At 64.6% G+C, this 17,670-nt stretch carries 20 protein-coding genes, 1 tRNA gene and 1 pseudogene; 10 read left to right on the top strand and 12 right to left on the bottom strand.

Annotated elements, in window-relative coordinates; translation table 11 throughout:
- The first annotated feature begins 29 nt into the window (after window positions 1-29).
- The 6 genes from OOT33_RS09000 (at window position 30) to proC (ending at window position 5,327) form a co-directional block, all read left to right on the top strand.
- Complete coding sequence (locus OOT33_RS09000) at window positions 30-2,081, top strand: protein-disulfide reductase DsbD domain-containing protein (protein WP_307749691.1); 2,052 nt, start codon at window positions 30-32, stop codon at window positions 2,079-2,081.
- A 2-nt stretch (window positions 2,082-2,083) separates the two neighbouring features.
- On the top strand, window positions 2,084-2,839 hold the full coding sequence (locus OOT33_RS09005) for a TlyA family rRNA (cytidine-2'-O)-methyltransferase (protein ID WP_307749692.1): 756 nt from the start codon (window positions 2,084-2,086) through the stop codon (window positions 2,837-2,839).
- A gap of 153 nt (window positions 2,840-2,992) precedes the next feature.
- Complete coding sequence (locus OOT33_RS09010; RefSeq protein ID WP_307749693.1) at window positions 2,993-3,541, top strand: tryptophan-rich sensory protein; 549 nt, start codon at window positions 2,993-2,995, stop codon at window positions 3,539-3,541.
- 26 nt (window positions 3,542-3,567) lie between these two features.
- Entirely contained in the window at window positions 3,568-3,867 is a 300-nt protein-coding gene (locus OOT33_RS09015; protein WP_307749694.1) for an accessory factor UbiK family protein, read from the top strand.
- Window positions 3,868-3,979: 112 nt separating this feature from the next.
- Entirely contained in the window at window positions 3,980-4,486 is a 507-nt protein-coding gene (locus OOT33_RS09020; RefSeq protein ID WP_307749696.1) for a YbjN domain-containing protein, read from the top strand.
- A 10-nt stretch (window positions 4,487-4,496) separates the two neighbouring features.
- Window positions 4,497-5,327, top strand: a complete 831-nt coding sequence (proC, locus tag OOT33_RS09025; RefSeq protein WP_307749697.1) for a pyrroline-5-carboxylate reductase — start codon at window positions 4,497-4,499, stop codon at window positions 5,325-5,327.
- Here the strand turns inward: proC and OOT33_RS09030 are convergent, their stop codons facing one another.
- On the bottom strand, window positions 5,328-5,816 hold the full coding sequence (locus OOT33_RS09030; protein WP_307750344.1) for a MarR family transcriptional regulator: 489 nt from the start codon (window positions 5,814-5,816) through the stop codon (window positions 5,328-5,330). It abuts the gene before it with no gap.
- Between the two features lie 133 nt (window positions 5,817-5,949).
- Between OOT33_RS09030 and OOT33_RS09035 the strand changes: the two genes are divergently transcribed.
- Window positions 5,950-6,024: transfer RNA gene (locus OOT33_RS09035), tRNA-Gln, on the top strand.
- Between the two features lie 30 nt (window positions 6,025-6,054).
- Here the strand turns inward: OOT33_RS09035 and OOT33_RS09040 are convergent.
- From OOT33_RS09040 to OOT33_RS09070, 7 genes and pseudogenes are all read right to left on the bottom strand, one after another.
- Window positions 6,055-6,918 carry an aldolase/citrate lyase family protein gene (locus OOT33_RS09040; RefSeq protein WP_307750345.1) on the bottom strand — a complete coding sequence of 288 codons (864 nt, stop codon included), beginning with the start codon at window positions 6,916-6,918 and terminating at the stop codon, window positions 6,055-6,057.
- Window positions 6,919-6,920: 2 nt separating this feature from the next.
- Window positions 6,921-7,109: pseudogene (locus tag OOT33_RS09045) on the bottom strand (MaoC family dehydratase); the annotation flags it as partial.
- Between the two features lie 13 nt (window positions 7,110-7,122).
- On the bottom strand, window positions 7,123-8,883 hold the full coding sequence (gene recQ, locus OOT33_RS09050) for a DNA helicase RecQ (RefSeq protein ID WP_307749698.1): 1,761 nt from the start codon (window positions 8,881-8,883) through the stop codon (window positions 7,123-7,125).
- 247 nt (window positions 8,884-9,130) lie between these two features.
- The gene (gene serA, locus OOT33_RS09055; protein WP_307749699.1) at window positions 9,131-10,708 is read right to left on the bottom strand and encodes a phosphoglycerate dehydrogenase; all 1,578 of its coding nucleotides are present in this window, start codon (window positions 10,706-10,708) and stop codon (window positions 9,131-9,133) included.
- A gap of 109 nt (window positions 10,709-10,817) precedes the next feature.
- Window positions 10,818-11,951 carry a phosphoserine transaminase gene (locus OOT33_RS09060; protein WP_307749700.1) on the bottom strand — a complete coding sequence of 378 codons (1,134 nt, stop codon included), beginning with the start codon at window positions 11,949-11,951 and terminating at the stop codon, window positions 10,818-10,820.
- 150 nt (window positions 11,952-12,101) lie between these two features.
- Window positions 12,102-12,419: a PepSY domain-containing protein gene (locus OOT33_RS09065; protein ID WP_307749701.1), complete on the bottom strand. Its 318-nt coding sequence runs from the start codon at window positions 12,417-12,419 to the stop codon at window positions 12,102-12,104.
- Complete coding sequence (locus tag OOT33_RS09070) at window positions 12,416-13,066, bottom strand: ferric reductase-like transmembrane domain-containing protein (protein WP_307749702.1); 651 nt, start codon at window positions 13,064-13,066, stop codon at window positions 12,416-12,418. The genes OOT33_RS09065 and OOT33_RS09070 overlap by 4 nt, the downstream gene beginning before the upstream one ends.
- 67 nt (window positions 13,067-13,133) lie before the next feature.
- On the opposite strand from OOT33_RS09070, the gene OOT33_RS09075 reads away from it, so the two are divergent.
- Genes OOT33_RS09075 through OOT33_RS09085 form a run of 3 tightly spaced genes read left to right on the top strand, consistent with a single transcriptional unit; the run spans window position 13,134 to window position 15,528 of the window.
- Window positions 13,134-13,817, top strand: a complete 684-nt coding sequence (locus OOT33_RS09075) for an extensin family protein (protein WP_307749703.1) — start codon at window positions 13,134-13,136, stop codon at window positions 13,815-13,817.
- Window positions 13,818-13,866: 49 nt separating this feature from the next.
- Window positions 13,867-14,742, top strand: coding sequence for a TIGR00730 family Rossman fold protein (locus tag OOT33_RS09080; protein WP_307749704.1), 876 nt, complete (start codon window positions 13,867-13,869; stop codon window positions 14,740-14,742).
- A 48-nt stretch (window positions 14,743-14,790) separates the two neighbouring features.
- Entirely contained in the window at window positions 14,791-15,528 is a 738-nt protein-coding gene (locus tag OOT33_RS09085) for a prephenate dehydrogenase/arogenate dehydrogenase family protein (protein WP_307749705.1), read from the top strand.
- Here OOT33_RS09085 and OOT33_RS09090 read toward each other — a convergent pair.
- From OOT33_RS09090 to OOT33_RS09105, 4 genes are all read right to left on the bottom strand, one after another.
- Complete coding sequence (locus OOT33_RS09090; RefSeq protein WP_307749706.1) at window positions 15,519-16,190, bottom strand: cell wall hydrolase; 672 nt, start codon at window positions 16,188-16,190, stop codon at window positions 15,519-15,521. The two genes, OOT33_RS09085 and OOT33_RS09090, sit on opposite strands and share 10 nt — an antisense overlap.
- Window positions 16,191-16,363: 173 nt before the next feature.
- Window positions 16,364-16,705, bottom strand: a complete 342-nt coding sequence (locus tag OOT33_RS09095; protein ID WP_307749707.1) for a DUF1491 family protein — start codon at window positions 16,703-16,705, stop codon at window positions 16,364-16,366.
- Entirely contained in the window at window positions 16,702-17,238 is a 537-nt protein-coding gene (locus OOT33_RS09100; RefSeq protein ID WP_307749708.1) for a hotdog domain-containing protein, read from the bottom strand. The genes OOT33_RS09095 and OOT33_RS09100 overlap by 4 nt, the downstream gene beginning before the upstream one ends.
- Entirely contained in the window at window positions 17,198-17,665 is a 468-nt protein-coding gene (locus OOT33_RS09105) for a PTS sugar transporter subunit IIA (RefSeq protein WP_307749710.1), read from the bottom strand. Before OOT33_RS09105 ends, OOT33_RS09100 begins: the two co-directional genes overlap by 41 nt.
- Between the last annotated feature and the right edge of the window lie 5 nt (window positions 17,666-17,670).

The following is a 17,670-nucleotide window of genomic DNA, read 5'->3' on the forward strand; positions in this document are numbered from 1 at the left end:
AAAGCTGGCGGGCCTAGCCGAAAGGCAGGATGCGCGCCTTTCCAACATCATTGCTGTTGCTGATTGCGCTGTTGCTCGCGCCCTCGGCATGGGCGCAAGGCGCGTTCTCGGGAACAGCCAAGCCGCATATAACCCCATCGCTGGAGACGGAAACGCTGCGCCCCGAGCCGGGCGGGGTGGTGACGCTCGCGTTCGTGATGGCACCCGAGCCGGGCTGGCACGGCTATTGGCTGAACCCCGGCGACGCCGGCAAGCCGATAGAACCGCGCTGGGACTTGCCCGACGGCGCGAGCGTCGGGCCGCTTCGCTACCCGGTGCCGCAAACACTCGTCGTATCAGGACTGATGAACCATGTGTACGAAGGCCGCTACGCGGTGCTGGCAGACTTGCGCGTGCCGAAAAATGCGAAGGCCGGACACAGGCTGCCAGTCCGGGTGCATCTCGACTGGCTCGCCTGCACCGACGCGATCTGTGTGCCCGAACAGGCCGACCTCGCTATCACCCTCTCGATAGGAGCGGCAGGGGCGGCGGCCCCAGAGAACCGGGCGCGTTTTGACACCTATCGCCGTGCGCTGCCAAGGCCGCTGGGTGGAGAGGCGCGGTTCGAGGCCGATCCGGCTGGCGGCCTGCGCCTCGCCATCCCCTATCCAGCAGCCGCGCCACTCGATGCGCCGCATTTCTTCCCGGCAGATCTGGGGGCGAAAAGCTATGCTGGCACGCAACGCTTCACACGCCACGGCGACAGCCTGATCGTCACGATTGCCGGGCTCGCGCTGCCCGCTCGAGACGCTGTGCGCGGCGTGCTCAAGATCGGGCCGGACGCTGGGCTGGAGGTGGTTGCACGCCAAGGCGCTGTGCCGCAGCCAAGCGAAGGCAGCGCAGGCTGGCGCGGTGTACTGCTGGCGTTCGTGGGCGCAATTGCGGGCGGGCTTATCCTCAACATCATGCCCTGCGTATTTCCGGTGCTCAGCCTAAAGGCCATGAGCCTGCTGCGCGGCGCCTCGTCTCCCGCCGCTGCCCGCAAGGAGGCATGGGCCTACGCGGCGGGCGTCATGAGCGCGTGCATGGCTCTGGGCGGGGCGGTGATGGCGTTGCGCGCGGGCGGCGCGAGCATCGGCTGGGCGTTTCAGCTGCAAAGCCCGGCGGTGGTGCTGATGCTGCTGGTCTTGAGCCTCGCCATCGCGCTCGAACTGGCAGGTGTATGGCGGATGGCTGCGCTGTCGATCGGCGGAGGCCTCACCGCGCGGCGCGGGCTGATGGGCGATTTCTGGAGCGGGGTGCTGGTGGCGTTCGTGGCGACGCCCTGCACCGGGCCGTTCATGGCCGGCGCTTTGGGCGCGGCACTGGTTTTACCGATGGGGGCCGCGCTTGCAATCTTCGCCGGGCTGGGGCTGGGCATCGCGCTGCCGTTCCTGCTGCTCGGCCACATCCCCGCGCTGCGCCGCGCTCTCCCGCGCCCCGGCCCGTGGATGGAGCGGGTGCAGCGCTGGCTGAGTATTCCGATGGCGCTGACTGCACTGGGTCTGCTCTGGCTGCTGTGGCGGCAGGCGGGCGGTACGGGGCTGAGCATCGGGATTGCCGCAGCGATCGCGCTAACGGCACTGCTCTGGTGGCTGGGCCGGGCGCAGACGCGCGAGCGGCGCTTCGCGGGTCTGGCTGCGCTGGTGCTTGGCGCAATAATAGTGGCGGCGGGCGTGGCGACGCTTGGCCGTGTTGACCGCTCTGCGCAGGGCATACCCCCGGCAAATGGATTCAGCGAGGCGGCGCTGGAAAAGGCGTGCGCCTCGGGCAAGCCGGTGTTTCTTTATTTCACTGCCGACTGGTGCTTGAGCTGCAAGGTCAACGAGGCGGGCGCGATCGACCGGGCGGAGGTGCGGGCGGCCTTTGAAAAGGCAGGCGTGAAGGTGATCGTGGGAGACTGGACCAATGGCGACCCCGCCATCACCCGCTTCCTCGAAAGCCGCCAGCGCTCCGGTGTACCGCTCTACCTCTGGTATCCGCCAAACGGGGGTGAACCGAAAGAGCTGCCCCAGATTCTGACCCCCGCGATGCTGGTCGCGCTGGCGCAAGGCGAGGGCTGAGCATGGCCAAGGCGCGTGTCGATCAGCTGCTCGTGGAGCGCGGCCTCGCCGAGAGCCGCGCCCGGGCACAGGCGCTGATCCTGGCTGGGTTGGTGTTCAGCGCCGAGCGCAAGATCGAGAAAGCCGGGCAGGCGCTGAACGAAGACGCACCGCTGGAGGTGCGCGGGCGCGATCACCCGTGGGTTTCGCGCGGGGGCATCAAGCTTGCCCACGGTTTGGCGCATTTCGGCTGGAATGTGGGCCAAGCGGTGGCGATGGATATCGGCAGTTCGACAGGCGGCTTCACCGACGTGCTGCTCACCAACGGGGCGGCGCGTGTCTATGCGGTCGACAGTGGCACCAACCAGCTCGCATGGAAACTGCGCTCGGACCCTCGCGTCATCGTCCACGAACAAACGAGCGCGCGGATATTGGCGCCCCAACACATCCCTGAACCCATCGACATCATCGTCTGCGACGCGAGCTTCATATCGCTCGCCAAGGTGTTGGAGCGGCCGCTCTCGTTCGCGGCCCCCAAGGCGCGGTTGATGGCCCTCGTCAAGCCGCAGTTCGAAGCGGGGCGCGAGGAGGTTGGCAAAGGCGGCGTGGTGCGCGACCCCGCTGTCCACGCGCGCGTGTGCGAGGAGGTGCGCTGCTGGCTGGAAGGCCAGGGATGGGTTGTGGAAGGCATAACGCCCAGCCCCATCACCGGCCCGGAAGGGAATGTGGAGTTCCTGATCGCGGCGCTGCTGCCCGGAACCGAACCGAAAACAGCCTGATTCCCATCGCGGCGCTTGACGCAGAGCATCCGCGCAAGCATCTTGCGATGCAGCGAGACTTTCATCGGTCTTGTCGCGAGCGAGAATAATCCAGCAATGGCAAAAGTTTTGGCGCGCACTGATGGGCACACGCAGGCGGAAAGACTGAGTGGAATGAATGAAATAGCATCGCAGGGCCAGCTTCGTATGTCCTATTTGCGCTGGGCCTTGTTCACGGTTCCTACGATTGTTTTCCTCGGCTTTCTTTCCGGCCAGATCGCCAACAGCGGATATCAGAACAACTGGTTCGCCGGGCTGGTGAAGCCCGATTTCATGCCCGAAGGCTGGGTGTTCGGCGCGGCGTGGACCGTGCTTTACACGCTGATGGGTCTTGCCCTCGCGGTCATCCTGCACGCGCGGGGAGCGAAGATGCGCGGCCTCGCCATCGTGCTTTTTCTCGTCCAGCTCGTCGTCAACTATGCGTGGTCGTTCGTCTTTTTCCGCCTTCATCTGGTGCCCGAGGCGCTGTGGATGATCATTGGCATCTTCGTACTCGCGGCGCTGACGACGATATTGTTCGCGCGCATCCGCATCATCGCGGCGGTGCTGATGCTGCCCTATCTCGGCTGGCTGGTGTTCGCGGGCGTGCTGACCCTCAGCATAGACAAGCTCAATCCCAACGCCAAAAACCTTGTCGCACCGGGCCTCAGCACCCATATCTGAAGCCAACACGCTTCAACGAGGACATCATGCAGAGCGAGAACCGTTTTTTCGACGACCTGAGCCGTATTCTCAACGGCGCGGCGGGGACGCTCGCGGGCATGGGTCGCGAGGTGGAAGCCAATGCCCGCGAAAAGGCGAAGGCCTGGATGAGCAGCATGGATTTCGTTTCACGCGAAGAGTTCGAGGCGGTCAAGGAAATGGCTGCCACCGCCCGCGCCGAAGCCGAAGCGCTGAAAGCCCGGCTGGACGCGCTGGAAGGCAAGGCGGCCGCACCGAAAAAATCCGCCTCGAAGGCGCCGACGCCAAAGCCTCCCGTGGCTGACTGAATACATCCCCGATTTACCGACAGCTTATCCACAGCTTTATCCACTAAAAGCCGGTATTCTTGACTGGCGGGTGGTGCTATGCCTGCGCTGGAGAGCCAGGACATAGCATAACATGATGGAAAACGACGAATTCGAGCAGCATGGCAGCGACGCCGAGCCGCTGGACATGCTTGCCAGCTATTTCGAGGCGAACGGCTGGGCCTATGAGCATAATGGCGAGGACGAGATCGCCGCGACCACTCAGGGCAGCTGGACGCAATATGAACTGCGCGCGATCTGGCGCGAGGAAGACCAGGTTCTGCAGCTGCTTGCGTTGCCCGACATCCGCGTCACGGACGAAAAGCGCGGCGCGATCTATGAAACTATCGGCCTCATCAACGAGCAGCTCTGGCTCGGCCATTTCGAGCTCTGGTCCAACAGCGGCGTGGTGCTGTTCCGCCACGGCGCCCTGCTCTCGGGGGGCGACACGCTGACGCTCGACCAGACTCAGCTGCTGGTGGAAGCGGCGCTCGACGAATGTGAGCGTTTCTATCCTGTGTTCCAGTTCGTGCTGTGGGGCGGCAAGACCCCGGCCGAGGCGATTGCCGCCAGCATGATCGAAACCCGCGGCGAGGCGTGAAGCGCGGCTTATGACGCTGAACTCTTTCAATCGCCCTCTGGTGATGATCGGCTGCGGCAACATGGCCGGGGCGATACTGGCTCGCTGGCTCGGCGCGGGATTGAGCGCGGCAAGCGTGACGGTGGTAGATCCCGGCCGGACCGCGCCCCCTTCAGATGGCATAACCTTGTTACCTGCGCTGCCGCCCACCCTGCCAGCGCGCGCTGTGATCATGCTCGGCGTAAAGCCACAGTCGCTGCCCGATATCGCGCCTGCACTGGCGCCACTGCTGGACCAGGGGCACCTCGTCATCTCCATGCTGGCGGGTGTGACAACCGTGGGTCTGCGCAGCGCTCTGGGCAAGGCCGCCGATCTGGTACGCATCATGCCCAATACCCCTGCGGCGCTGGGAAAAGGTGTGGTGGCGCTCTATGCCGACGCGCGAACGGATGCCACCGTGGTGGATGAAGCCTCGCACATGCTTGCTCCGCTTGGGCTGGTGGAGCGTATAGCGGACGAGGCGCAGCTCAACCTCATCACGGCGCTGACCGGCTGCGGCCCCGCTTTCGTGTTTCGGTTTATCGATGCACTCGCGCAGGCCGCGACGGCACTGGGGCTGGAGCCGGATCAGTCTGCACGGCTCGCGTTGGCGACGGTCGAGGGCGCGAGCGCGCTAGCCGCCCAGGCCAATGAAGACCCCGCCATTCTTGCCGACAAGGTGGCGAGCAAGGGCGGAATGACCCGCGAGGGGCTGGATGTCATGGATGAGGAAGGCCGCCTGATTGCGTTGCTGGGCGACACGCTGCGCGCCGCGCGCGACCGTGGCGAGGCGCTGGAACGGCTGGCGGCTGCGTCCGGATAATCAGCCGCGCAGGCCGAACACCATCTTGCGGTCTTCGGGCGGGATCAGCCCCTCCAGTACCTGCCAGAACCCGCTGACGGACCCCTGCCCCGCCTGAACATAGGCCGCCGCCATCTTGCCGCGCAAAGCCTCGAACAGGCTGGCTTCGAGCTTCGCGCCTTCTGCCGTCAGGCGCAGCTGCTTCTGCCTGCGGTCGCGATCCCCGGGCTTTGTTTCCACCAGCCCGCGCTCGATCAGGTCGTTGAGCACCCGGCCCAGCGACTGCTTGGTAATCGCAAGCAGCGCCAACAGCTCGCTCACGATCAGGTCTGGCTGGCGGGCGATAAAGTATAGCGCACGATGATGCGCCCGGCCCAACCCCTGCTGGCCCAGATCGTCGTCGATCGCGCGCGTCATGCGCGTGTAGCCGAAATAGAGCAGCTCTATCCCACGGCGAATTTCATCCTCGCGCAGGAACAGGGGCGATGCGGTTGATCCGGTCGGGGCCATGCGCCTTGTGTTGGCGGCTTTGAGCGGCGTTGGCAAGGGCATGCGTGCAGGCGGTCATGCCGCCGCAAAACCCTATTCCCTTTCGCGCGCCAGCCGTTATATGCCGCTGTCTCGGCGCCGGGCATCCGGCCTTTGGGGCGTAGCCAAGCGGTAAGGCAGCGGTTTTTGGTACCGCCATGCGCAGGTTCGAATCCTGCCGCCCCAGCCAGACCTTTCTACCTGGGGTTCCACAGAGTGGTTAATCCATCTCAAGCACGCGGCGCGCCTGCTTGAGATGAGGGAAGTCGATCATCTTGCCGTCCAGCTGGAGTGCCCCTGAACCGGGATTTTCCGCAAAGGCGGCAACAACCCGGCGGGCAAAGGCCAGTTCCTCCTCGCTGGGCGCGAAGGCGGCCTCGATTATATCGACTTGGGCCGGATGGATCGCCATCATACCGGTAAAGCCATCGCGGCGGCCGCGTGCGGCATAGGCGGCCAGCGCGTCGAGATCACGGAAGTTGGGGAACACCGTCTCGATCGGCGCAACATCGGCGGCCGCCGCGCCGAAGAGCGTGAGGGCGCGGGCGATTTCATAGGGCGGGGTAAAGCTGCCGTCCGCTTCACGCGAACCCGACGCACCGATGGCGGCAGGCAGATCCTCCGCGCCCCAGGTCAGGCCGACCAGCCGGTCCGTCACGCCACCATAGCTGCCCAGCAGAAACATCGCAGCGGGGGTCTCCGTTGCGATCGGCAGGATGGCGATCTGGCCGGGGGGCAGCCCCGCCTGCGCCTCCAGCCTTGCGATGCGCTGCTCCAGCTCAGCGAGCGCGGCGCCGCCCTCCGCCTTTGGAAAGACGATGCCGTCTGGCGCGGCGGGGATCACGGTGGCGAGGTCGTCGTCGGTCAGGCCACTGTCCAGCGGGTTGACGCGCACAAACAGCTTCTTGGGTCCCCGCTTCGCCGTGCCGAGAAATTCGGCTACCATATTGCGGGCATCGACCTTGCGGGCATGGGCTACCGCATCCTCGAGATCCAGAATCAGCGCGCGGGCAGCCGTACCCATCGCCTTCGCCATGCGCTCTGGCCGGTCGCCGGGGACGAACAGCAGCGATCGTAGGTTCATCTTCATACCGCTCTCTTTCGCAGCAGGGCCATGCGCAGGCAAGAGCAGACTTCCTCGTTGCGTCGGTTGCGGGCGCGGTGAGTGACGGTGACGACGCCCGTTCCGGGCCCGGATTTTGACGGACCGATAAAGACCGGCTGGGGCATGACCAGCCGATCATACCCCAGATTCGCCATCAGCGTGTCCAGCGTCTTGTTACAGGTCTTAAAATGCGGCGATCACTTCCAGAAACGCCTGTCCATAGGCCAAGCGCTTGCGCTCGCCTATGCCCGATATGGTCGCCAGCTCGCTGAGTGAGCGCGGCCTGCGCTCCGCCATTTCGCGCAACGTGCTGTCATGGAAAATCACATAGGGGGGAACCCCGGCCTCCAAGGCAAGCTCGCGCCGCCGCGCCCGCAGCGCCTCGAACAGCGGGTCTCCAACCGGATTGGCCTTGTCCTGCCGCCGCCCGCGCTTTTGCCGCGCCGGCGGCAGGATCAGCGGCATCTCCGCCTCGCCGCGCAGGAACGGCCGCGCTTCCGGGCCGAGCATCAGCCCCCCATGGTCCGTGGTCTCGAGCGCGTTGCGCACCATCAGCGCGCGGGCGACCGGCTTCAACAGCGCCGCTTCCGCGCTGTCGGCGATGCCGAACACGGACAGCCGATCATGCCCGCGTTGCGTGATGCGATCATTATGCTGGCCGGTCAGCACCGCCTCGATATGGCCAAGGCCATAGCTCTGCCCGGTGCGATAGACGGCCGAGAGCAGCTTTTGCGCGGCCAACCGGGCATCGACCGTAGCGGGCGGGGCGAGGCAGTTGTCACAATTGCCGCAAGTGGATGGTGGGTTCTCCCCGAAATGCCGCAACAGCACAGCCCGCCTGCATCCACCCGTTTCGACCAGTGCGCCCAGAGCGGTAATGCGGGCGCGCTCGCCCTGCTGGCGCGCGGGTTCGACCTCGGCCACGCGCTGGCGGGCGCGGATGAAATCCTCCGCACCCCACAGCAACGTCGCAACCGCCGGATCGCCATCGCGTCCCGCTCGCCCGCTTTCCTGATAATAGCCCTCTATCGACTTGGGCAGACCGGCATGGACGACGAAGCGGACGTCCGGCTTGTCTATGCCCATGCCGAACGCGACGGTGGCGGCCATCACCATGTCCTCGCTGGCGATGAAGGCGGCCTGATTGGCAGCGCGGACCTCCGGGGCAAGGCCGGCATGATAGGGCAGCACCCTTCTGCCCTTGCCGCCCAGCGCGTCGGCCAGCTTTTCGGTGGCGGCGCGGGTCTGCGCATAGACGATGCCGGGGCCGGGGTTGCTCGCCAGCACATCGCCCAGCTGACCCATCAGGCCATCGCGCGGGCGGACCTCATAGCGGATGTTGGGTCGATCGAATCCGGAAACGATCAGCCCTTCTGGCGGAATCCCGAGCTGGGTCAATATGTCGGCCCGCGTATGCGCGTCTGCGGTGGCGGTGAGCGCAAGGCGGGGCACATCGGCGAACGCATCGAGCAGGGGGCGGAGCAGCCGGTAATCGGGCCGGAAATCATGGCCCCATTCGGACACGCAATGCGCCTCGTCGATAGCGAAGAGACAGATGCGCGCCCGCTCCAGCAGTGCGCGGAACCCGTCTCCACTCGCCCGCTCTGGCGCGACATAGAGCAGATCCAGCCCTCCCGCTAGCAGCCGGTCCTGCGTCTCGCGCCAGTCGGTATCGACTGACGTCAGGCTAGCGGCGCGGATGCCGAGCGCACGGGCAGCACGCAGCTGATCGTGCATCAGTGCGATGAGCGGCGATACGACAACGCAACAGCCCTCCAGCGCCACGGCCGGCAGCTGATAACAGAGCGATTTGCCTGCACCCGTCGGCATGATCGCCAGCGTGGGCACCCCGGCCAGCACGCGCGCGATTACCCGCTCCTGAACGCCGCGAAAGCTGGAAAAGCCGAAGACATCATGGAGAAGCGCACGGGCACGATCAGGCATGCCGAGGGCTATAGGGACAGCGCCGCGCGGGCGAAAGCCTTTCGAGCGCCCGCTGTCGCATCTCGCCCCCGGCTCAGGCCAGAGGTCGGGAGCGCGAGGCTCCGGGCGAAGGGATTATCTCCCCGCCCGGAGCCAGCCTAGAGCATCGTGCGCAAAAGTGGGAACCGGTTTTGCGCCAAAACGATGCGGTAAAACAAAAACTTAAAGCGCGCTGACCGATCCAGATTTAACGCAGCGCGCTCTAGCTTCAGAACTTCAGCGCCTTGGCGCGCTTCACACCGGGCAGCTTGCAGATAGTGTCCAGCACAGCCTGCGGAATGGCGTCGTCCACGGACAACAGCAGCACCGCCTCACCCCCCGCCGAGCGGCGGCCGAGGTTGAACGTGCCGATGTTGATCCCCGCCTCGCCCAGCGCCGTGCCGACGCGGCCGATGAAGCCGGGCGTATCCTCGTTGACGATGTAGAGCATGTGGCCTTCCAGCTCCGCCTCGACGCCGATGCCGAACATTTCGACCAGGCGCGCCGCGCTGTTGCCGAACAGCGTACCGGCGACTGAGCGTGCACCCTGGCTTGTGTCCACGGTGACGCGCACCAGCGTGTGATAATCGCCCTCGCGGTCATGCCGCACTTCGCGCACGTCAAGCCCGCGCTCACGCGCCAGATAGGGCGCGTTGACCATGTTCACCGTGTCGGAATAGCGACGCATGAAGCCCGAAAGCACCGCGCCGGTGATCGGCTTGATGTTGAGCTCGGCGGCAGCACCTTCCACCTCAATCGCGATATTGTCGAGGTCGTCCGCCGCGAGCTGGCCCACAAGGCTGCCCAGCTTCTCGGCCAGCGCCATATAGGGCTTGAGCTTGGGCGCTTCCTCGGCAGAGAGCGAAGGCATGTTGAGCGCATTGGTGACGCCGCCGGTCATCAGATAGTCGGACAGCTGCTCCGCCACCTGAAGCGCGACATTGACCTGCGCCTCGCTTGTGGAGGCGCCGAGATGCGGGGTCGAGATGAAATTCGGCGTGCCGAACAGCGGGCTTTCCTTGGCGGGTTCGGTCTGGAACACATCCAATGCCGCGCCCGCGACATGGCCGCTGTCCAGCGCTTCCTTCAATGCCGCCTCGTCGATCAGGCCGCCACGCGCGCAGTTGATGATCCGCACGCCCTTCTTGGTCTTGGCGAGGTTTTCCTTGCTCAGGATGTTGCGCGTCTGGTCGGTCAGCGGCGTGTGCAGCGTGATGAAGTCCGCGCGGGCGAGCAGAGTGTCAAGGTCCGCCTTTTCGACGCCCATCTCCACCGCGCGCTCGGGCGTCAGGAACGGATCGAACGCCACGACCTTCATCTTGAGGCCGAGGGCGCGGCTGGCGACGATGCTGCCGATATTGCCTGCGCCGATCAGGCCCAGCGTCTTGCCGGTGACTTCCACGCCCATAAAGTCGTTCTTCGGCCATTTGCCCGCCTGCGTCTGGGCATTGGCTTCGGGGATCTGGCGGGCAAGCGCGAACATCAGCGCGATGGCGTGCTCTGCCGTGGTGATCGAGTTGCCGAACGGCGTGTTCATCACCACCACGCCCTTGGACGACGCATAAGGGATATCGACATTGTCCACGCCGATGCCGGCGCGGCCGATGACCTTGAGGTTGGTGGCCGCGTCAAGAATTTCCGCCGTCACCTTGGTCGAGCTGCGGATGGCGAGGCCGTCATACTGGCCTATCATCGCCTTGAGTTCTTCCGGCGTCTTGCCGGTGATGACGTCCACTTCGACACCGCGGTCGCGAAAGATCTGCGCGGCCTGCGGGTCCATCTTGTCCGAAATAAGTACCTTGGGCATGGGAATAATCCTTTGCTATTCGTCACCCCGAACTTGATCCGGGGTCCCACTTTCTCTGCGGGGAATGATTACAGCTGGACCCCGGCTCGCTGGCCGGGGTGACGCCGGTTCAGGCAGCGACCTTGGTGGTCGCGTAGGCCCAGTCGAGCCAGGGGCCGAGCGCCTCGATATCGGCGGTGTCCACCGTTGCGCCGCACCAGATGCGCAGGCCTGCCGGGGCATCGCGATAGCCCGCAACGTCATAGGCCGCGCCTTCCTTCTCCAGCGCGCCCGCCATTGCCTTGATGAAGGCTTCGTCGGCGCCTTCCACCGTCAGGCAGACGGAGGTGGTGGAGCGGGTGGCGGGATCTGCGGCGAGATGGCCGAGCCAGCTGCGTTCGTCGACGATCTTGCCCAGCGCCGCCGCATTGGCGTTGCTGCGGGCTTTCAGGCCTTCGAGGCCGCCGACCGACTTCGCCCATTCGAGCGCGAAGATCACGTCTTCCACAGCCAGCATCGACGGAGTGTTGATCGTCTCGCCCTTGAACACGCCCTCGGCGAGCTTGCCCTTGGACACGAGGCGGAAAACCTTGGGGAGCGGCCAGGCAGGAGTGTAATTCTCCAGCCGCTCCACCGCACGCGGCCCAAGAATGATGACGCCATGGCCGCCCTCGCCGCCCAGCACCTTCTGCCACGAGAAGGTCGTCACATCGAGCTTGTCCCATGGCATGTCATACGCGAACACCGCCGAGGTCGCATCGCAGAAGGACAGGCCCTCGCGGTCCGCCGCAATCCAGTCGCCATTGGGCACGCGCGCGCCGGATGTGGTGCCGTTCCAGGTGAACAGCACGTCGTTCGACCAGTCGACCGCGTTCAGATCCGGCACGCTGCCATAGTCGGCGCGCAGGATTGTGGGATCAAGCTTCAGCTGCTTGGCCGCATCGGTGACCCAACCTTCACCGAAGCTTTCCCATGCGAGGGTGGTGACGGGCTTTGCGCCCAGCATCGTCCACATCGCCATCTCGAACGCGCCGGTATCGGAGCCGGGCACGATGCCGATGCGGTGCGTATCGGGCACCTGCAAGACCTCGCGCATCAGGTCGATCGCGAGGCCGAGGCGCGCCTTGCCGATCTTCGCGCGATGCGAGCGGCCCAGCGATTCGGTGGCTAGTTTGGAGGCCTCCCAGCCCGGCGGCTTCGCGCAGGGGCCAGAGGAAAAATAGGGGCGCGCGGGCTTGGTGCCCGGCTTGGTAACGTCAGTCATGTATTGCTTCTCCTTGCAGAGAGCACGCGCGGCGTTGGGACCGCGTGGCCCGTCGGCGGCTCTAGCGGCTGCAAGGTTAATGTCAAATGAAAAGAGGCACCCGTAAGAGTGCCTCTTATGCAAGATAATGATTTATAAGGGTAAATCGGCTCAGGGTGCCTTGTACAACACCTGCCCGCGCCGAAGCACCAGCCGCTTTTCCAACGTCACCGGGTGCCAGAATGACTCCACCTTGTCCCCCTCGGGTGTGATGCCATAGACTTCGTAGCAGTCCTTGTTGGGATGCGCCTTGGTGATTTTCCACCCCTCTGCCGTCATCTTGGCTTTCAGCGTATCGAGCGATTTCCAGTTCTCTTTCGGCCCGGCGTTGCAGGTGACATTGCCATGGGCAAGCGCTGTGCCGGAGGCGCATGCCAGCCCGGCGCCCATCAGAGCGGCGGCGAGACGGAGGGAGAGAGAAGCTTTCATCTGTCAGTCCTTTTTCGTGCAAACAGGGGTCGAATCACCGCCGCAGCATAGAGCGCCAACATGGGCGCGACATGAACGAGCGGCTCGCGCCAGCCATACATCAGGATTGCCCAGTGCACGAGCGTCAACGCGACCACCGGGTAGACCAGACGCTGCACCGGCTTCCACCATCCGCGCAGGAAACGCATCGCCCGGTCGTTACTGGCGGCGGCGGGCAGGGCCATGAGGGCTAGGGCAAGCCAGCCCGTCCATATGCCCGGCGCGCCGATCTCCGCCAGCATCAGGTCGAACGCTCCCATGTCCACTATATAGATGCCGAGATGCAGTGCGGCATAGGCAAATGCCACAACGCCGATATTGCGCCGCCTGCGCATCAGCCAGCGCACGGCCTCGCTCCGCCCACCGGCAAGCCGGGCGAGCGGGCCGATCGCCATCGCCGCGAACATGATCAGCGCCGCCGCTTCCCCGCTCGGCGGCAGGGCATCGGCCAGCACCCAATCCTCCTGCTGCGCGCCTTGCAGCATAAGGCCGAGGGGCAGCGCCAACAGCACCGCCAGCGCCACGTTCGCGATCCTGCGCCAGCTTCGCATCTGCCCCACTCCGTTCACCATCCGGTTTGCTCCGCTCCCCTCCTGCGCGCTGTTCATTCCGGGTTCAATAGGTGTAAGGCGAACTGGTGCACTCGAGGCAAGGGATAATCGGCATTTTCCGGCTATGATCGCGATTGGACGCTCCGTATCCGCATGCCGCATCGGGCTGGCGCTCGTTTTGGCTTTTCTGCTCTCCGCCTGCGCCGGAGATATGATACCCACCGGCAAGCGCGCGGTCGCGCGCAAGCCCTCCGCCCCGCCGCATTACGGCGTGAACAGCCCGGAGTTCCGGCAGTGCACGGCCAAGCTATCCAGCCTCGGCGCGCGCTACACACCCTTGCCCGATCGCAGCTTCGGAGGAGGCTGCACGGCCTATGGCGCCGTGCAGCTCGATCAGATCAACGTACCGGTGACAGGGCTCGGCGCTATGACCTGCCCGGTGGCGCAAAATTTCGCCGCGTGGGCGCTTTACGGCGTGGCGCCCGCCGCGCGCATCTATTTCGGGGTCGAGCTGGTGCGTATCGACACCTTTGGCACCTATAATTGCCGCGTCGTCGCCGGAAGCAGCCGCCTCTCCGAGCACGGACGTGCCAACGCAATCGACATTTCCGGCTTTCTGCTGGCAGACGGGCGGCGCATTTCCGTGCAGAACGGATGGAACGGCGACGACGCCAGCCGCGCTTTCCTGCGTGCCGTGCGCAATAGCGCATGCCGGAGATTTCGTACCGTCCTCAGCCCGGAATACAACGCCGCCCACCATGATCACCTGCACTTCGACATGGGCGGGCGCGGCGGATATTGTCGTTGAGGCCCACCCTTTTCTTCCGATCTTAACCAAAACCCGCTAGACCCGACCCATGACACAAAAGAATATTGGAGAGCGCATCTTCCGCCCGGCTCGGCAGGAGGCGCGGGACGCGGAAATCAGCGTCGATACTCCCCAGACACAAAGCGCATCCTACCGCCTCGCCTTTCAGGATACCGAATTCCTCCTGCGCGAAGATCTGCGCCCCGTGCGCTTCCAGCTGGAACTGATGAAGCCCGAGGTGCTCCTTGATGAGGCGAATATCGTCTCGACCTTCGTGTTTTACGGCTCGGCCCGCATTCCCCCTCCCGAAAAGGCACAGGCGCTGATCGATGCGGCGCGGACGGAGCGCGACCAGCGCATCGCCCACAATCTCGCCGCCAAGGCCAAATATTATGACGAGGCGCGCAAGCTCGCCCGCCTTGCCGCCGCCTGCCCGGCCGATTCGGCAGGCTGCCGCCATTTCGTGGTTTGCTCCGGCGGCGGCCCGTCGATCATGGAAGCCGCCAATCGCGGCGCGCACGATGTCGGCGCGCGCAGCATCGGCCTCAACATCGTACTGCCTCACGAGCAGGCCCCCAACGAATATGTGACGCCGGAGCTATCGTTCCAGTTTCACTATTTCGCGCTGCGCAAGATGCATTTCCTCATCCGCGCCCGCGCGCTCGCCGTCTTCCCCGGCGGCTTTGGCACCTTCGACGAGATGTTCGAGCTGCTGACTCTGGTGCAGACCGGCAAGATCAAACCGATCCCCATATTGCTGTTCGGGCGCGAATTCTGGAACCGGGTCGTCGATTTCGAGGCGCTGGTGGAAGAAGGCGTGATCGCGCCGTCCGATCTCAACCTCATCACCTGGGTCGAGACGGCCGAAGAAGCGTGGACCGCGGTCGAAGCGTTTTACGAGGATGGGGACGCGCCAGCCTGTTGAGGCTTGGCGTGCTGGACTTTCGCGCCAATTTCGTTAGGCGCTTGTCCCATGAAAACGCTCGGCATCATCGGTTTCGGCGACTTTGGCCGGCTTGCCGCCGCACATCTTGGCGCGCGGTTCATTGTCGGGGCATATGACGCACATCTCTCTGCCGCCGCGATAGCCGCGCATGGCGCGCGCGCGCTCGGCTTTGCCGAGGCTGCGCAGTGCGATGTCGTGATGATCGCGGTGCCGGTGCAGCAGATGGAGCAGGTCATCATCGCGCTGGCGCCGCTGGTGAAGCCGGGCGCGACGGTGGTCGACATCGCCTCGGTCAAGATGTTACCCAGCCGCTGGCTGGCCGAGCATATGCCGTCCAATGTGCACATCGTACCACTGCACCCGCTGTTCGGGCCTCAGAGCGTGGCGCGCGACGGGCTTGCCGGGCGGCAGCTCGTGATCTGCCCGGTGCGGGGGGAACAGCATCTGAAAGTGGCGGCGCTGGGTGAGGAGCTGGGCCTGCGCATCCAGATCACCACGGCGGAAGAGCATGACCGCGAAATGGCTTACGTTCAGGCGCTCACCCATCTCGTCGGTCGCACATTGTCATCAATGAACATCCCGGACGAGATGCTCAAGACCCAGAGCTACCAGCATCTGCTGGATCTGTGCGATCTGCTGAAGCGAGACAGCTTCGCGCTGTTCAGCGCGATCCAGACGCTCAATCCCCATGCCGAGGAAATCACGCAGACATTCGTCTCCCGCGCCAGCGAGCTGCTGGCGCAGGCACACCAGCCTCAGCGATAGAAGATGTGATTGTCGATCGCGGCCACGCGGGGGCGCGCCCATGAAGTCTTGACCCGGCGCGCGTGAAAGAACAGCGCGCCCTCGGCGGCACTGGTCCATTTGTTGTCGAGCGCGATGCGCGCGATGGCTACCGCACGTTTCCAGTGCGGATGGCTCGTGTCTGGCTGGGGGATGGTCCCGCCGCGCACAAAGCTGAACTGCCCGGGCTGGCGCACGACGCCGCACAGGCTGTCGCCAAAGCGGCTGGACTTCGCCCGATTGATGACCACACGGGCCACGGCGAGCTGGCCTTCGGCCGTTTCGCTGCGGGATTCATAGAAAACGGTGCTGGCGAGGCAGCGGGTCTCCTCGTCGAGCGGCGCGGCGACATCCGTGTCGGCGATCAGCGCGGCCAGGGAGGCGTAGGATCTCTCGGGCTGGGCCGGAGGGGCGCTCTGCTCTTCGGGAGCGGCGGGATCCGGCTGAGTCAATGTCGGAAGGCCCTCAGGCAGTACCGCATAGGCTACGGATACCGGGAGTGAGGCCGGGGCTGTGCTGGCCGTTGGCTGAGCCGCGCCCTGTGGGATGTTATCGTCTGCTCGTGAGATGCTGCCGACAAAGGCAGTGGTCATGGCGAGCATGGCAATCGACGCGCTGAAAGCGGCCTTGGCGTAAACAGACATAGAACTTCAAAATATGCGGTTGGTCGGCCGCGCGCGTCATATGCTGTTCTGTTATCAGACGCCTGGCCGCCCCCCGTCTGCGTGTTTACCGCGTTCCGTCCCCTTTTGAACGACGATCGGCAACCTGCGCGTGGAGTGCTGGACGGGGCCTATGCTTCGGTTCGTCGCACATGTCAACTCTGGGTCATTATAGCAGCGGCCAAACGTTCCGCGTTTGCGCTATCGAGTTCAATATGCCACAGATCCGGATCGGACCTGAGGCGACGCTCAACATATTGTGCCAATTCCGTTTCATTTCCCCAAGATTGTGTAGCACATGGGGAAAGGACGTAACCCTTTGAAAAATCGGCCTGGCGCTCGAACAGGCGGGTTTCCGCGCCCTTGTCGCTGCACTGCACAAGAACCGCGCCCGCGATCTCGTCCCCTTTGTGCAGAACCATGGCGAAACCGCCGTCAGCCTGCGTTGCACGGATCAGCGCCTGCACCAGCAGACGGCTGGTTGGCCGCGCCGTCATTCAGCAGGGATCGCATAGCCCGGCAGTGAGGAGAGCGCATATTGCGACCGCATGAAAGTGCCGGTGCCGCGCCCAACTTCCTCGCCGTCCGCATCGATCAATGTAGCTTCTGCTACATAAACGCGCCGCCGTCCGCTGAGCCAGCGGCCCTCCGCCCGCACCAGGCCGGAGCGCAGGGGACGGGTGAACAGCAGGTTGAAACCGGTTGTGAGGAGAAAGCGGTCGCTCACCAGGCTATTCGCGGCATAGAAGGCCGCGTCATCCAGCATTTTGAAATAGACCGTGCCATGCACCGCGCCTGCCGCGTGATAAACGCTTTCATCGACATTGAACGCGATCACGGAGCGCCCGGCTTCCGGAACGGAGAGGCGGGAGTGGAACATGCGGTTGATGGGCGCGGAGGCATAAAGCCGCTCAAGCGCGCGAAAATGATGCTGTTCGCCGCTTGAATCTCCGCCGGCGCCCGAACTTGCCGGCGGCGGGGCATCGCCCTCAGGCGGCGTCACGCGCCTCGTCTCCGACGAGCAGCGCATGCAACGCCTCACTCGACCCGGCGCCTCTGATTCGCGCAGCGTTCTGGCCGCTACGCAAATAGCGAGACACCCGGGCAAGCATTTTCAGATGCTCTGCGCCGCTGTCGGCCGGCGAAAGCAGCGAGAAAACGATATCTACCGGAACTTCGTCAACGGAATCGAACGCAATCGGCGACTCCAGGCGCAACACAAGTCCGCACACATGAGCAAGACCGGGAATCTTGGCGTGAGGGATGGCGATACCGTTGCCGAAGCCGGTAGACCCCAGCCGCTCGCGCTCGTTCAGCCGGTCGTACACCTCATCGGCGTTCAGCCCATATGCCTGAGCTGACAGATCCGCAAGCTGTTGAAACAGCTGCTTTTTGCTGCCCGCCGTTGCCCCAGACACCACTGTCTCAGGCACAACGAGATCATGGAAATCGGTCATCAACA

The organism is Sphingobium sp. DEHP117 (assembly GCF_030867385.1).
GTDB lineage: Bacteria > Pseudomonadota > Alphaproteobacteria > Sphingomonadales > Sphingomonadaceae > Sphingobium.